Origin of the sequence: Brevibacterium sp. CS2 (assembly GCF_005280295.1) — a bacterium.
GTDB lineage: Bacteria > Actinomycetota > Actinomycetes > Actinomycetales > Brevibacteriaceae > Brevibacterium > Brevibacterium pityocampae.
Window position 1 is genome coordinate 2,991,214 of record NZ_CP040020.1, and the last position, 14,228, is coordinate 3,005,441.

Consider the following 14,228-nt stretch of genomic DNA (forward strand, 5'->3'; position numbering starts at 1 on the left):
GCCCTGCGGAAGTCCGGCCTCCCGAATCGCCGGGGATCGCTCACATCCGGTTCCCCGGGAAGCACTCATCGAACGCTTGCACAGTGCTGCGGCATGCTCTACTGTCACCGTGATTGGAGTCACACCCCGCTCGGGCACCGCCGCCTCGCGGGGACGTGCCGACCCGACACTTCATGCGGCTCCCCCGCAGACAGGAATGACATGGACAACCTCTTCGTCGCGGCGCTGCTCGCGCTCCTCCCGATCATCGTGGCCGGCGTGCTGCTGCTCGGCTTCCGGATGCCCGCAGCGATCGCCATGCCCATCAGCCTCGTCGTCGCGGCCGCGGTCGCGTTCTTCGCCTGGCAGATCGACCTCGTGACCATCGGCGCCTCGATCGTGCAGGGCATCCTCGTCGCCATCGGCCTGCTGTGGATCGTGTTCGGTGCGCTCGTCATGCTCGCCACCGTGACGAAGTCCGGGGCGATCGACACGATCCGCGCCGGGTTCATCTCCGTGTCCGCCGACCGTCGCGTCCAGGTCATCATCGTCGCCTGGCTGTTCGGCAGCTTCATCGAGGGCGCGGCCGGATTCGGCGCACCCGCCGCGGTCGTCGCTCCGCTCATGCTCGCCCTCGGCTTCCCCGCGATCGCCGCGGTGCTGTTCGGCCTCATCATCCAGTCGACCCCGGTGAGCTTCGGCGCGGTCGGCACCCCCATGCTCACCGGCATCGGCAACGGCCTGGCCGATGAGACCGGCGCGATGTCGGCCGATGTCGCCGAGCGCGCCGGCGTGCTCGGCCTCGATCAGCTCGGCTTCGTCGCGCACACCGCCGGCCAGGTCGCGCTCATCCACGCGATCTGCGGCATCCTGATCCCGCTCACCCTGTGCTGCTTCATGACAGGCTTCTTCGGCAGCCGCCGCCGGTTCGCCGACGGGCTCGCCGTCGCACCCTTCGCGATCTTCGCCGCCTTCGCGATGATCGTCCCCTACCTCCTCGTCGCCACCTTCCTCGGCCCGGAGTTCCCCTCGATGATCGGCGGCCTCGTCGGCCTCCTCATCGTCGTGCCCGCCGCCCGCGCCGGTTTCCTCACCCCCAAGGACACCTGGGAGTTCGCGCCGCGCTACCGCTGGCCCGAGCGCTGGATGGGAACGGTCAGCCCGGCCGCGGAGGCCTCGCACCTCAAGAAGCGGATGCCGCTCGTGCAGGCCTGGGCGCCGTACCTCATCGTCGTCGTCCTCCTCCTCATCACCCGCAACATCCCGGCGGTCAAGGCATTCCTCACCGGCCCCGCCGTCATCAAGGTCGAGGGCATCTTCGGCACCCCGATCAACCAGAACATGGACCTGATCTACTCGCCGGGTGCGCTCTTCGTCCTCGCCTCGCTCATCACCATCGCGCTCCACCGCATGAGCGGCCGCCAGGTCGCCGCCGCGTGGAAGCTCGCCGGCGGGCAGATCGCGGGTGCGGCCGTCGCACTCCTGTGCTCGGTCCCGATGGTCCGGGTGTTCATCAACTCGGGCCCGGACTACAACGCTGCGGGCATGGATTCGATGCCGGTGACGCTCGCGTCGGCGGCGGCAGAGACGCTCGGTCACAACTGGCCGCTCGCCGCACCCTTCGTCGGGGCGCTCGGCGCGTTCGTCGCGGGGTCGAACACCGTGTCCAACCTCATGTTCTCGCAGTTCCAGTTCACCACCGGCGTGAATATCGGTGCGTCCTCGCCGGAGACCGTCGTCGCTGCGCAGGCGGTGGGCGGTGCGGCCGGCAACATGGTCGCGGTCCACAACGTCGTCGCCGCCGCCGCGACCGTCGGCCTGCTCGGTCGCGAGGGCGACATCATCCGCAAGACGATCATCCCGATGGCCGTCTACTGCCTCACGGCGGGATCGATCGCCTACATGATGGTATTCGGGCCCGGCCTCAACATCGGCACGATCATGTTCGCGCTCATCCTCATCGGCCTCGCGGTGACGTTCGTCCTGCTCTCCCGCTCCAGCGGCCGGGACAACGACGAGCTGCTCCCGGTCGACGAGGAGCAGGAGCGCGCGGCCGCCGAGGTCCCGGCCGGCTCCCTCGCCGCGGATCCGCACGCCGATCGTACGGGCGACCGCGCCACCGATGGGGCCGACCGCCCCGGCGGCACCGGGCCCGCCGGCCGCCGCTGAACCGTGTCCTCGCCCCAGCGCGTCCAATCGGTCGACCGCACCCTCGACGTCCTCGAAGCCCTCGCGGACGCCGGGGGTGCGGCGCGGAGCAAGGATCTCGCCACGGCGATCCGGCTCCCGGTGCCCACGGTGCACCGGATCCTCGGCACGCTCGCCGCGCGCGGGATCGTGCTCCAGCTCGCCGACCGGAGCTATTCGCTCGGGCCCCGGCTGGTGCGCCTCGGCGCCGTCGCCGCGCACCAGACGGGCGCGGAGGCCCAGCCGCTCCTCGCGGAGCTCGCGGAGTCGCTCGGGGAGACCGTCAACCTCGCATTCTTCACCCGCGACTCCATGACCTACGTGGCCCAGGCCGCCTCGCCGCGCTCGATGCGGATGTTCACCGAGGTCGGCCGCCGCGTGCCGCTGCACAACACCGGGGTCGGCAAAGCGGTGCTCGCCGCGCTGCCGGTCGAGGAGGCCCGCGGACTGCTCGCCCTCCCGCCGGTGGACGGCGGCCCGGCCCCCGATGTCGAGGCGCTGCTCGGCGAGATCGCACGCGCCCGCGAGGTGGGCTACGCCGTCGACGACGAAGAGCAGGAGGTCGGGGTGCGCTGCCTCGCGGTCGCCGTCCCCGGCGGACCGGCACCGGCCGGGCTGTCGGTGTCCGGGCCGTCCTCCCGGCTCACCCCCCAGACCTTCGCCGAGGTCGCCCGCGCCCTCAGCGCGACCGCCGCCGGGCTCGCCGAGCGCTGGCACGCCTACGACCGGGGCTGAACCCGCACGGATGTGAAGAGCTACCCACCCCGCGGGGTGGGTAGGCTCTTCACACACTCGGGCGGCGAGCTCCGTGGCGGGCAGTCGGCTCAGACGATGACGACCATCGGGACGATCATCGGCTTGCGGCGCAGCTTCGAGGAGATCCAGCGGCCGAGCGTGCGGCGGATGACCTGCTGCAGCCGGTGCTCGTCCTTGGTCCCGCTCGCGAGAGCGTCCTTGACCGCGGATTCGATCTTCGGGCGGATCGAATCGAACACCGCGTCGCTCTCCGCGACGCCGCGCGTGTGCACGATCGGGCCGGCGAGGATCTCCCCGCGCTTGGAGTCGACGGTCATGAATACGGACACGAAGCCCTCGTCGGCGAGCGTGCGCCGATCGCGGAGGTCCGCCTCGGTCACCTCGCCCACCGAGGAGCCGTCGACGAACACGTACTCGCAGTCCACGGCGCCGACGACCTCGGCGCGCCCGTCCTTGAGGTCGACGACCCAGCCGTCGTCGGCGAGCACGACGTGATCCTCGGGCACCCCGGTGTCCATCGCGAGCTGCGCGTTGGCGAGCATGTGGCGCCATTCGCCGTGGACCGGCATGACGCCGCGCGGCTTGACGATGTTGTAGCAGTAGAGGAGCTCGCCGGCCGAGGCGTGTCCGGACACGTGGACCTTGGCGTTGCCCTTGTGGATGACGTTCGCCCCGAGCTTCATGAGCCCGTTGATGACGCGGAACACGGCGTTCTCGTTGCCCGGGATGAGCGAGGAGGCGAGGATGACGGTATCGCCCTCCCCCACCTCGATCCGGTGGCTGCCGGCGGCCATCCGGGACAGGGCGGCCATCGGCTCGCCCTGCGAGCCGGTGCACATGAGCACGACCTGGTCGTCGGGCAGCTTGTCGACGTCCTTGAGGTCGATGAGCACGCCGTGGGGCACGTGGAGGTAGCCGAGGTCCTGGGCGATCTTCATGTTGCGGACCATCGAGCGGCCGACGAGAGCGACCTTGCGGCCGTGGGCGTTCGCCGCCTCGAGCACCTGCTGGACGCGGTGGACGTGCGAGGCGAAGGAGGCGACGATGATGCGCCGCTCCGCGGTGCCGAACAGGGTCTCGAGGACCGGGCCGATGTTCTTCTCCGACGAGGTGAAGCCGGGCACGTCCGCGTTCGTCGAATCGGTGAGGAACAGGTCGATGCCCTCCTCGCCCAGTCGGGCGAAGGCGCGCAGATCGGTGATCCGGCGGTCGAGCGGCAGCTGGTCCATCTTGAAGTCGCCGGTGTGGAGCACGGTTCCGGCGCCGGTCCGGATGCACACGGCGAGCGCGTCGGGGATCGAGTGGTTGACGGCGACGAACTCGAGGTCGAACGGGCCGAGCTGGTCGGTGTCGTCCTCCTTGACCACGCGGGTGGTCGCCTTGATCCGGTGCTCCTTGAGCTTCGCCTCGATGAGTGCGAGCGTGAGCACGGAGCCGAGGATCGGGATGTCGGCGCGGCGCTTGAGGAGGTAGGGCACGGCACCGATGTGGTCCTCGTGGCCGTGGGTGAGGACGAGGCCGACGATGTCGTCCATCCGGCCGTCGAGGTAGCTGAAGTCCGGCAGGATGAGGTCGATGCCGGGCTGCTCCTCCTCGGGGAAGAGGACGCCGCAGTCGACGATGAGGATCTTGCCGCGGTACTCGAACACGGTCATGTTGCGGCCGACCTCGCCGAGGCCGCCGAGAGCGACTATGCGCAGCGCCTCCGGATCGACGACGGGCGGTTCACCGGGCTCTGCGAGAAATGGGGTCACTGGAGGTAACCGCTCCTTATCAGTTGAGCGCGCAGGGACTCGACCTGCTCGTCTGCTGCGGGGAGCAGCGGCATGCGAGTGGCGCGGGTGGGAATCACTCCCTGGAGCTCGAGGGCGGCCTTGACGGCCACCACTCCGGGGAGGTGATTCATGATGGCGTCGACGAGGGGCGCGAGCTCCCCGGCGATGCGGCGGGCGGAGTCGAGGTCGTTGTCCCCGACGGCGGCCACCATGGAAGCGAACTTGTCGGCGCTGACGTGGCCGACCACGGAGACGATGCCCACGGCGCCGAACGCCATGAGGGGGAGGTTGAGCGCGTCCTCGCCGGAGTAGTAGACGAGGGAGCTCTCGGTCATCACGCGCTGCGAGGCGACGAGGTCGCCCTTGGCGTCCTTGACCGCGAGGATCCGCGGGTGCTCGGCGAGCCGGAGCAGGGTCTCGGTGTCGATCGGCACCCCGGAGCGGCCCGGGATGTCGTAGAGCATGACCGGCAGCTCGGTGGCGTCGGCGACGGTGCGCATGTGCTCAGCGATCGCGGCCTGCGGCGGCTTCGAGTAGTAGGGGGTGACGACGAGCAGCCCGTGTGCGCCGGCGGCGGCCGCCTGCTGGGCGAGCTCGACGGAGTGCGCGGTGATGTTGGTGCCGACGCCGGCGAGGATCCGGGCGCGATCGCCGACGGCGCCGACCACGGTCTCGAGGAGGCGTCTCTTCTCCTCGTCCGTCGTGGTCGGGGACTCCCCGGTGGTGCCGGATACGACGAGCTGGTCGTTGCCGAGGTCCACGAGGTGCTCCGCGGTGGCTTCCACGGCGGCGTAGTCGATGCCGCCGGCGGCGTCGAAGGGGGTGAGCATCGCGGTGCCGACGGCACCGAACGCCTCGCGCGCCACGGCCGCGTCGGAATCACTGATCAATGCCATGCGCCCAGTCTAGCGGCTGCGGTCCGCGGTCGGGCGGCGGACGCGGCCGCGGTGGCGGGCCCCGTGACATCGCTCACAACCTCGGCTGCATTCAGCCTTACGAACGTTCAGTCGTGTTCAAACGACGCCGACCCGAGGAGCATCCCCGTGACCACCGACACCGCCGCGGCAGCGGCGCTCGCACTCAGCCGATCGCCGTCGCTGGTCGGCAAGCTGCTGCGCCATTCGCACGAGATCCCCGATGCCGTCGCCATCCGCTACCGCGACGAGGCGACGAGCTGGCGGGAGTGCGCGGACTCGGTACTCGCGCTCGCCGCCGACTTCCGTCGGCGCGGCATCGGCACCGGCGACCGGGTGGCGGTCCTCACGACGAACCGCCCCGAGTTCCTCCTCGCCGCGGCGGCCGCGGCGGCGCTCGGCGCGATCATCGTGCCGATCAACTTCCGACTCAGCGCCGGGGAGATCGCCTACATCGTCGACAGCACCGACCCAGAGCTCCTCGTCACCGAGCCGGCGACCGCGGAGCAGGCCCGCGATGCCCTCGCCGCCACCGACTCCGCACCGGTGGTGCTCGAATCCGGATCCGAGGAGTTCCACGCTGCGGCCGCGAGCACGGACCGGCTCCCGGTCGAGGACGTGTTCGTGCCCGCCGGCACGGACGACTTCGTCATCCTTCACACCTCGGGCACCACCGGGAAACCCAAGGGGGCCGTCCTCACCTGCCTCACGGTGTTCTCCTCCGCGATCCAGAATTCCGCGCGCTGGGGAGTGGAGCCGGGTGGCGGGGCCATCATGCTCGCCCCTCCCCTGTTCCACATCGGCTCCTTCATGTCCTTCCTCAGCGCACTCGCCGGCGGCGCGACGGCCCTCGTCATCCCGAGCGCGGGCTTCGACCCCGCAGCCACGCTCACGACCATGAAGCGCACCGCGGTGAGCGCGGCCTTCATGGTGCCCCAGCAGTGGCAGCTCCTGTGCGAGGAGATCGAGCGCAGCGGCGGCGAGGGACTGGCGATCACGCACGCGAACTGGGGCGGGGCCCCGGCGAGCGAGAAGCTCCTCGAGCGGATGAAGGGCGCCCTGCCCGGCGCCGAGGTCAAGGCCGCCTTCGGCCAGACCGAGACGACGGGCTACGGGGTGGGTCTCGAGTTCGAGGATTCGCTCGTCCGGATCGGGTCCGTGGGCAAGCCCACCGACGACACCGCGATCCGGGTGGTCGACCCTCAGATGAACGACGTCGGCGTCGACGAGGTCGGCGAGATCGTCTACCGCGGACCCTGCGTCATGGACCGCTACTGGAACAACGAGACAGCCACCGCCGAAGCCTTCCACGGCGGCTGGTTCCACTCCGGCGACCTCGTCCGCCGCGACGCCGACGGATTCATCTACGTCGTCGACCGCCTCAAGGACATGATCATCTCCGGCGGCGAGAACATCTACTGCGCCGAGATCGAGAACGCACTCACCTGGCACCCCCAGATCTCCGAGATCAGCATCGTCGGCAGACCCGACGAGACATGGGGAGAAGTCCCCATCGCCTGCATCGTCCCCAAGAACCCCGACGACCCACCCACACTCGCATCCGTCCGCGACTACCTCACCGACCGCCTCGCCAGCTACAAACACCCCAAGGACATCCGCATCCTCGACGCCTTCCCCCGCTCCGGGATGGGCAAGATCCAGAAGACCGTGCTCCGCGACACCGTCGCCGGGGGCTGAGTCCCCCGTCCGACACCACCCTGCCGAGCGCCTCGCGGGTTCCCGCATCCGCACCGCACGGCAGGGCTGCGGCCGGTGCGCGCTGTGGCACAATCATCACCATCCGCACCTCCGTCTCACCCGCAGGAGCCCGTGTGCCCGACGCCTCGACAGTGGCCCGCCGCCTGGCACCGGCCGGACGGAACCTCGGCATCGACACCGCCCGCGGGCTGGCGCTGTTCGGCATGATGGTCACCCACGTCCTCACCTTCGTGTCCGCCGAGGGCGCATTCACCCCCGCGGTGTGGTTCGCCGGCCGGTCCTCGGCGCTGTTCGCCGTCCTGGCCGGATTCTCCGTGGTGCTGAGCACGCAGCGCGTCCTCGCCCGGCCGGGTGCCCGCCCGTGGGCCGCCGCCGCGGCCGGCCTCATGCTGCGCGGGCTCCTCATCTCGATCGTCGGCCTGCTGCTCGGCATGGTGACCTCGAGCATCGCCGTCATCCTCGTGTTCTACGGTGTGATGTTCGCCCTCGCCCCGCTCTTCCTCCGTCTGCCCGCGCTCGCGCTCGGCCTGCTCGCACCGCTGTGGATGGCGCTCGCACCCGTGCTGAGCATGGCGCTGCGCCGCGGCCTCGAGCTCGAGACCTCCTCCATCGTGCCGACTCCCGGGGACCTCCTCACCCCGCAGTACCTCTTCACCGATCTGCTCCTCACCGGCTACTACCCGGTGCTGCCGTGGATGGGCTACCTGCTGCTCGGGATGTTCCTCGCCCGGCTCGACTGGCGCTCGGTGCGCACTGCGGGCACCGCCGTGATCATCGGGCTCGGCACCGCGCTGCTCGCGAAGGCCGTCTCCTCCCTCCTCCTCACCGCCGGCGGACGGGCCGTGCTCGAGGCGTCCGTCGGCCCGGTCCCGGACCCCGAGCCGGGCTCCCTCGAGTACGCTCTGCAGGCCGGCTCCTACGGGGTGACGCCCACCGACACCTGGTGGTGGCTGGCGATCGCCGGCCCTCACTCGGCCACCCCCTTCGACCTGTTCCACACCTCCGGGGTCGCCGTCGCGGTGCTCGGCCTGTGCGCGCTCGCCGCGATCGCACTGGGGCAGCGCTCCTGGCTGCTCGCCCCGCTCAGCGCCCCCGGCTCGATGCCGTTGACGGTCTACACCGGCCACATCGTGTTCCTCGAGATCAGCCGGCTCGCACCGATGGGCGGCCTGACCGAGCTGTTCGTCCATGTGGGGATCGCGATGCTGTTCGCCCTCGCCTGGCGCGGACTCGCATCACCGCGCGGGCCCCTCGAGTGGCCGCTGTCGAGCGCGGTGCGGGCCGTGCAGCGTGCGATCCTCGGCCCCGTTCCGGCGCGCACGGATGACAGGGACATCGCCGTCCACTAGATTCAGGAGCACCGACCGAACGCTCGGTCATCCTGAATGAGGAGACGTCGACGATGACATCTGCAGACCTGGCCGCCCTGTCCTTCAGCCGTTCCGCATCGGTGGTCGCGAAGATCCTCCGCCACGCCCACGAGGTGCCCGATGAGATCGCGGTGAGCTTCCGCGGCCGGGACACGAGCTGGGCGGTGTTCGCCTCGCAGATCCGCCGCACCGCCCAGGACCTGCGCGAACGCGGCGTGGGTCGCGGCGACCGGGTCGCGGTCCTCCTGACGAACCGACCGGAGTTCCTCGTCCTCGTGCAGGCCGCCTCGGCGATCGGCGCGATCATCGTGCCGATCAACTTCCGCCTGTCCTCCGGCGAGGTCGCGTTCATCCTCGACAACGTCACCCCGGACCTCCTGTTCACCGAGGAGTCGCTCGCGGAGCTCGCCGCCGGCGCCGTCGCCGCGGCCACGGCGAGCCCGGAGGTCATCGACTGCGATGCGGTCGACCTGCTCGAGACCGCCGAGCGGGTCGAGCTCGCCGATGCGGAGCTCGTCTCTCCCGCGTCCGGCGACGACTTCGCGATCATGCACACCTCGGGCACCACGGGCAATCCGAAGGGCGCCGTGCTCTCCCACGGGAACATCTTCGCCTGCTCCGCCCAGGTCGCGAACCGCTGGGGCATCAAGAGCGGGCAAGGGGTCGTCATGCTCGCCCCTCCCCTGTTCCACATCGGTGCCTTCCTCGGCTGCCACGGTGCGCTCGCCGGCGGCGGGACCGCTCTCGTCATCCCGAGCGCCGGGTTCGACCCGGCGGAGACGCTGGCGACGATGAAGCGGTTCGCGGTCACCGCGACGTTCATGGTCCCGCAGCAGTGGCAGCTCCTGTGCGAGGAGATCGAGCGCAGCGGCGGCGAGGGGCTGGCGCTCACGCACGCGAACTGGGGCGGGGCCCCGGCGAGCGAGAAGCTCCTCGAGCGGATGAAGGGCGCCCTGCCCGGCGCCGAGGTCAAGGCCGCCTTCGGCCAGACCGAGACGACGGGCTACGGGGTGGGTCTCGAGTTCGAGGATTCGCTCGTCCGGATCGGGTCCGTGGGCAAGCCCACCGACGACACTGCGATCCGGGTGGTCGACCCTCAGATGAACGACGTCGGCGTCGACGAGGTCGGCGAGATCGTCTACCGCGGACCCTGCGTCATGGACCGCTACTGGAACAACGAGACAGCCACCGCCGAAGCCTTCCACGGCGGCTGGTTCCACTCCGGCGACCTCGTCCGCCGCGACGCCGACGGATTCATCTACGTCGTCGACCGCCTCAAGGACATGATCATCTCCGGCGGCGAGAACATCTACTGCGCCGAGATCGAGAACGCACTCACCTGGCACCCCCAGATCTCCGAGATCAGCATCGTCGGCAGACCCGACGAGACATGGGGAGAAGTCCCCATCGCCTGCATCGTCCCCAAGAACCCCGACGACCCACCCACACTCGCATCCGTCCGCGACTACCTCACCGACCGCCTCGCCAGCTACAAACACCCCAAGGACATCCGCATCCTCGACACCTTCCCCCGCTCCGGGATCGGGAAGATCCAGAAGACCGTGCTCCGCGATCGGGTGCAGTGAGCGGCGCTCAGCGGCCGCGCTCGAGCGCGATCGCCCGACGCATGGTGCTGCGGGCGCGTCGCCGGTCCCCGGCCGCGTCGTAGGCGCACGACAGGCGGAACCAGCGCCGCCATTCCTCCGGGGCGGCCTCGACCTCGTCCCGGTACTTGGCGAACTCGGCGTCGGCGGCCTCGCGGACGATCCGGCCGCCCGGGGTGCGCGGCAGGGTGTCCTCGGGCAGGCCGCCCTCGTCCTCGAGGATCGAGCCGAGGCGCTGCATGCGCGAGCCGAACAGGAGCTCGGCGATGAGGGCCCAGGCCCCGACCACCGGCAGCGCGAACAGTGCGATCCCGAGGATCTTCGCGATCGGGTCGTCCTCGGTGAGCATGATCCAGCCGCGCTGCACGGTGAAGACGAGGTAGACCGCGAGCAGCGCGGCGACGACGAGGGCGCCGATCTTGGCCTTCGACATCAGAGGGTGAGGTAGTTCTCGAGCCCGACGGCGAGCCCTTCGCGGCCGCCGATCTCGCGGATCGCGGTGATGATGCCGGGCATGAAGGCCGAGGTCGAGAAGGTGTCGGTGCGGAGGGTGAGCGCCTCGCCGTCCGCGCCGAAGTGGATCTCCTCGCTCGCGTTCATCCCCAGCTGGCGGACCGCGTGGACGTGGATGCCGTCGATGACGGCGCCGCGCGCCCCGTGGGGGTCGGATTCGGTGGCATCGGGCACCGCCGGGAGACCGGCCGCGCTGCGCGCCGCGGCGATCCGCTGCGCAGTGTGCACCGCGGTGCCCGACGGCGCGTCGAGCTTGCGCGGGTGGTGGATCTCGACGACCTCGGCGGAGTCGAAGTACTTCGCGGCGAGCTCGGCGAAGTGCATCGCGAGCACCGCGCCGATCGAGAAGTTCGGGGCGATGAGCACCGCGGTGCCGGGGTGCTCGGCGAGAAGCGATTCGAGCCGGGAGAGGCGCTCGGCGTCCCAGCCGGTGGTGCCGACGACGGTGTCGATGCCGTGCTCGACGAGGAAGCGCACGTTGTCCTCGGTGGCTCGCGGCACGGTGAGCTCGACGGCGACGTCGGCCTGCGCGTCGAGCACGGCATCGAGGCTGTCAGCGCTGCCGAGCGCGGCGACGAGGGCAAGCCCCTCGGCCTCCTCGATCGCTGCCACCGCATGCGAACCCATGCGTCCCTGTGCGCCGATGACGGCGACCCTGATCTCACTCATATGTTGATCCTCCCGGCGACCCATCCTACCGCCGCGCCCGCTCCGCCCATGCCCGCACCGGGTCGAGCGCCGCCGGGTCGACGGCCCCGGAGTCGGTGCCGAGGAGGGCGAGGAACTGCTCGTCGGTCGCGGTGCGTCGGCGCCGCAGGCGGGTGATCGCCCCGAGCGTGTGCATCATCACCCGTTCCCGCAGGCCGAGCTCGGCCCACCGGATGCGGCCGGGGACCTGGAACACGGGAGTGTCGCCGAGGTGGGCGCGGGCCACCTCGGCCCGCCGGGAGGAGTCGATGGGCATGAGCCCGACGAGCACCGCTGCCGCCGGCTCCCCGGAGCGCCGACGCAGCTCCGCGAGGCCGGGGATGCGGCCGGCGTAGATCGGCGCGACCAGGATCACCGGCGCTCCGGCGGGGGCAGGGTCCGCGAGCGGGTGCGCCCCGGTCCCGAGGTCCGCGGCGAGGATCTCCGCATAGGATCGGGCGGTCCCGTGCTTCGAGCTGTGGACGATGTGCCAGGGCATGGCGTTCCTCCGATGCCCCTGCAGGCGACTGCGGACCCCGTCGAGGACCGGGTCCGCAGGCGGACCGCAGGGTTCAGGTGCGGTGCGGGGTGCTCATCACTTGCCGAGCAGCAGCCCCGGGGTCTGGGTGCGTGCGCGCTCGAAGCGGGCCTGCACGTCCTCCCAGTTGACGATGTTCCACCACGCCTTGACGTAGTCGGGCTTGACGTTCTGGTAGTCGAGGTAGAACGCGTGCTCCCACATGTCGAGCTGGAGCAGCGGGATGTAGCCCACCTGGACGTTGCCCTGCTGATCGTAGAGCTGCTCGATGGTGAGGCGCTGGCCCAGGGTGTCCCAGCCGAGGATGGCCCAGCCGGAGCCCTGGATCGAGGTCGCGACACCGGTGAACTGGCCCTGGAAGGCGTCGAATCCGCCGAGCTGGTCGTCGATCGCCGCGGCGAGCTCACCGGTGGGCTTGTCGCCGCCGTCCGGGGACATGTTGTTCCAGAAGATCGAGTGGTTGACGTGGCCGCCGAGGTTGAACGACAGGTCCTTCGACAGCTTGCCGATGGTCCCGAAATCACCCTTCTCGCGGGCCTCCGCCATCTGCTCGAGGGCGGTGTTCGCGCCCTTGACGTAGGTGGCATGGTGCTTGTCGTGATGGAGCTCCATGATCTTCGCCGAGATGTGCGGCTCGAGAGCGGCGTAGTCGTAGGGCAGCTCCGGGAGCGTGTACTGCTCAACCATGTGTTTCCTCCTCATTCGGACGTGTCCGGGGCGACGTGGTCATCGACGTGGTCGTCCCGGCGCGGCAGTGTGCCGCCATGCACTTCGACCCTATCGAAGGGTCCTATGCCTCACAACGCGTTCCCACCTGGCAGTATTCCGAACGGCTCCGGCGGGCTGCCCGGCATCCCGGTCGCCGCGGGGATCTGCGGAACCGGTCCGGCGGCACTCAGCCCGGCAGCTCGAAGCCGGCGCCCGGCCCGCAGGTGACGAGCGCGCGCGGACCGGCGGCGAGGCGCTCGGCGAGCGCGGTCACCTGCTCCGGCGTCACCGCCCGCACCCGGTCGATGAGCTCGGACGGGGTCTGCAGCGGCCGGCCGTAGAGCTCGGCGCGCGCCAGGCGGTTCATCCGGGCCGCCGAGCTCTCGAGGCCGAGCACGGTGGACCCGGCGACCTGGGACACGATCGCCTCGACCTCGTCGCGGCCGGGCACAGTCGTTGCCAGCCGGTCGAGCTCCGCCGCGCACAGGTCGATGACCTGCTGGGCGGAGGCCGGCGAGGTGCCCGCGTAGATCCCGAACTGCCCGGAGTCGGCGTGGGTGCTCGCGATGCAGTGGACGCTGTAGGCGAGCCCGCGCTCCTCCCGGATCTCCTGGAACAGGCGCGAGGACATGCCGCCGCCGAGCAGCGAGTAGAGCACCGTCATGGTGAACCGCTCGTCGTCGGCCTCGGGGAGGCCGGGCATGCCGAGGATGATGCCCTGCTGCTCGGTATCCTTGACGACGGTGTGCACCCCGCCGTGGAACTCCGGAGGTGTGCGCACCGGGCGGAGGCCGGCGCCCGGAGCGGAGGACAGCTCGGGCAGGTCGGCCGTCGCGCGGGCGACCATCTCCACCACCGCGGAGTGCTCGGCGCCGCCGGCCGCGGCGAACACGAGCCGCGGTCCGACGTAGTCGTGCGCGTAGTGGTCGAGGAGCGTCCGGTGGTCGAGTGCGCGGATCTGCTCCTTGCGCGCCCCGACCGGCCGGCCGAGCGGGTGCCCGGCGTAGACGAACTCGTCGAAGGCGTCGTAGAGCACCTCGCCGGGGTCGTCGGCACTCATCGCGAGCTCTTCGAGGATGACCCCGCGCTCGCGCTCGAACTCGCGGGCGTCGAGCGTCGAGTGGAGCACCATGTCCCACAGCAGGGCGGTGATGTGGTCGACGTCATCGACGAGGCAGCGGGAGAAGTAGCAGGTGTACTCCTTCGCCGTCACCGCGTTGCTCTCCCCGCCGGTGCGGTCGAACTCCTCGGCGATCCGGCGGGCGGAGCGCTGCGGCGTGCCCTTGAAGAGCATGTGCTCGAGGAAGTGGGTCGACCCGGCGGCGGTCGGTGCCTCGTCGCGGGAGCCGGAGTCCACCCAGATGCCGACGGTCTCGGACTCGAGACCCGGCATGGTCTCGGAGATGACGCGGATACCACTGGGGAGGACAGAGCGGTAGACGCTGCTGCCCTCCCCCAGGAGCTGTTCGGTGATCAAA

At 70.6% G+C, this 14,228-nt stretch carries 12 protein-coding genes; 5 read left to right on the forward strand and 7 right to left on the reverse strand.

All coding sequences use genetic code 11. The features are described from left to right. Positions 1-201 precede the first annotated feature (201 nt). Positions 202-2,148, forward strand: coding sequence for an L-lactate permease (locus FDF13_RS13435; RefSeq protein ID WP_137320088.1), 1,947 nt, complete (start codon positions 202-204; stop codon positions 2,146-2,148). A 3-nt stretch (positions 2,149-2,151) separates the two neighbouring features. Continuing rightward, on the forward strand, positions 2,152-2,901 hold the full coding sequence (locus FDF13_RS13440; RefSeq protein WP_137320089.1) for an IclR family transcriptional regulator: 750 nt from the start codon (positions 2,152-2,154) through the stop codon (positions 2,899-2,901). 89 nt (positions 2,902-2,990) lie between these two features. Here FDF13_RS13440 and FDF13_RS13445 read toward each other — a convergent pair whose 3' ends face one another. Continuing rightward, the gene (locus FDF13_RS13445) at positions 2,991-4,577 is read right to left on the reverse strand and encodes a ribonuclease J (RefSeq protein ID WP_254668983.1); all 1,587 of its coding nucleotides are present in this window, start codon (positions 4,575-4,577) and stop codon (positions 2,991-2,993) included. A gap of 95 nt (positions 4,578-4,672) precedes the next feature. Then, on the reverse strand, positions 4,673-5,593 hold the full coding sequence (gene dapA / locus FDF13_RS13450) for a 4-hydroxy-tetrahydrodipicolinate synthase (RefSeq protein WP_137320091.1): 921 nt from the start codon (positions 5,591-5,593) through the stop codon (positions 4,673-4,675). 147 nt (positions 5,594-5,740) lie between these two features. On the opposite strand from dapA, the gene FDF13_RS13455 reads away from it, so the two are divergent. From FDF13_RS13455 to FDF13_RS13465, 3 genes are all read left to right on the forward strand, one after another. Beyond that, positions 5,741-7,309: an AMP-binding protein gene (locus FDF13_RS13455; RefSeq protein ID WP_175406986.1), complete on the forward strand. Its 1,569-nt coding sequence runs from the start codon at positions 5,741-5,743 to the stop codon at positions 7,307-7,309. A gap of 134 nt (positions 7,310-7,443) precedes the next feature. Next, positions 7,444-8,679, forward strand: a complete 1,236-nt coding sequence (locus tag FDF13_RS13460) for a heparan-alpha-glucosaminide N-acetyltransferase domain-containing protein (protein ID WP_254668813.1) — start codon at positions 7,444-7,446, stop codon at positions 8,677-8,679. 53 nt (positions 8,680-8,732) lie between these two features. Further along, a complete protein-coding gene (locus FDF13_RS13465; RefSeq protein ID WP_137320093.1) occupies positions 8,733-10,286 on the forward strand; it encodes an AMP-binding protein in 1,554 nt (517 codons plus the stop codon). 7 nt (positions 10,287-10,293) lie between these two features. On the opposite strand, the gene FDF13_RS13470 is transcribed toward FDF13_RS13465, so the two are convergent. The 5 genes from FDF13_RS13470 to FDF13_RS13490 form a co-directional block, all read right to left on the reverse strand. Continuing rightward, on the reverse strand, positions 10,294-10,737 hold the full coding sequence (locus FDF13_RS13470; protein ID WP_137320094.1) for a hypothetical protein: 444 nt from the start codon (positions 10,735-10,737) through the stop codon (positions 10,294-10,296). Then, on the reverse strand, positions 10,737-11,486 hold the full coding sequence (dapB, locus tag FDF13_RS13475) for a 4-hydroxy-tetrahydrodipicolinate reductase (RefSeq protein ID WP_137320095.1): 750 nt from the start codon (positions 11,484-11,486) through the stop codon (positions 10,737-10,739). Before dapB ends, FDF13_RS13470 begins: the two co-directional genes overlap by 1 nt. Positions 11,487-11,511: 25 nt before the next feature. After that, positions 11,512-12,003: a flavodoxin domain-containing protein gene (locus tag FDF13_RS13480; RefSeq protein ID WP_137320096.1), complete on the reverse strand. Its 492-nt coding sequence runs from the start codon at positions 12,001-12,003 to the stop codon at positions 11,512-11,514. Between the two features lie 96 nt (positions 12,004-12,099). After that, complete coding sequence (locus FDF13_RS13485) at positions 12,100-12,729, reverse strand: superoxide dismutase (protein ID WP_137320097.1); 630 nt, start codon at positions 12,727-12,729, stop codon at positions 12,100-12,102. Positions 12,730-12,937: 208 nt separating this feature from the next. After that, positions 12,938-14,227 (reverse strand): pitrilysin family protein, encoded by a 1,290-nt coding sequence (locus tag FDF13_RS13490; protein WP_137320098.1) that lies wholly within the window; start codon positions 14,225-14,227, stop codon positions 12,938-12,940. Position 14,228 lies beyond the last annotated feature (1 nt).

Excerpts from the sequence above, each read along its gene's own strand:
- FDF13_RS13485 (WP_137320097.1), bottom strand. The coding sequence starts at position 12,729 with ATGGTTGAGCAGTACACGCTCCCGGAGCTGCCCTACGACTACGCCGCT.
- FDF13_RS13465 (WP_137320093.1), top strand. The coding sequence starts at position 8,733 with ATGACATCTGCAGACCTGGCCGCCCTGTCCTTCAGCCGTTCCGCATCG.
- FDF13_RS13445 (WP_254668983.1), bottom strand. The coding sequence starts at position 4,577 with ATGACCGTGTTCGAGTACCGCGGCAAGATCCTCATCGTCGACTGCGGC.
- dapB (WP_137320095.1), bottom strand. The coding sequence starts at position 11,486 with ATGAGTGAGATCAGGGTCGCCGTCATCGGCGCACAGGGACGCATGGGT.
- FDF13_RS13480 (WP_137320096.1), bottom strand. The coding sequence starts at position 12,003 with ATGCCCTGGCACATCGTCCACAGCTCGAAGCACGGGACCGCCCGATCC.
- FDF13_RS13470 (WP_137320094.1), bottom strand. The coding sequence starts at position 10,737 with ATGTCGAAGGCCAAGATCGGCGCCCTCGTCGTCGCCGCGCTGCTCGCG.
- FDF13_RS13435 (WP_137320088.1), top strand. The coding sequence starts at position 202 with ATGGACAACCTCTTCGTCGCGGCGCTGCTCGCGCTCCTCCCGATCATC.
- dapA (WP_137320091.1), bottom strand. The coding sequence starts at position 5,593 with ATGGCATTGATCAGTGATTCCGACGCGGCCGTGGCGCGCGAGGCGTTC.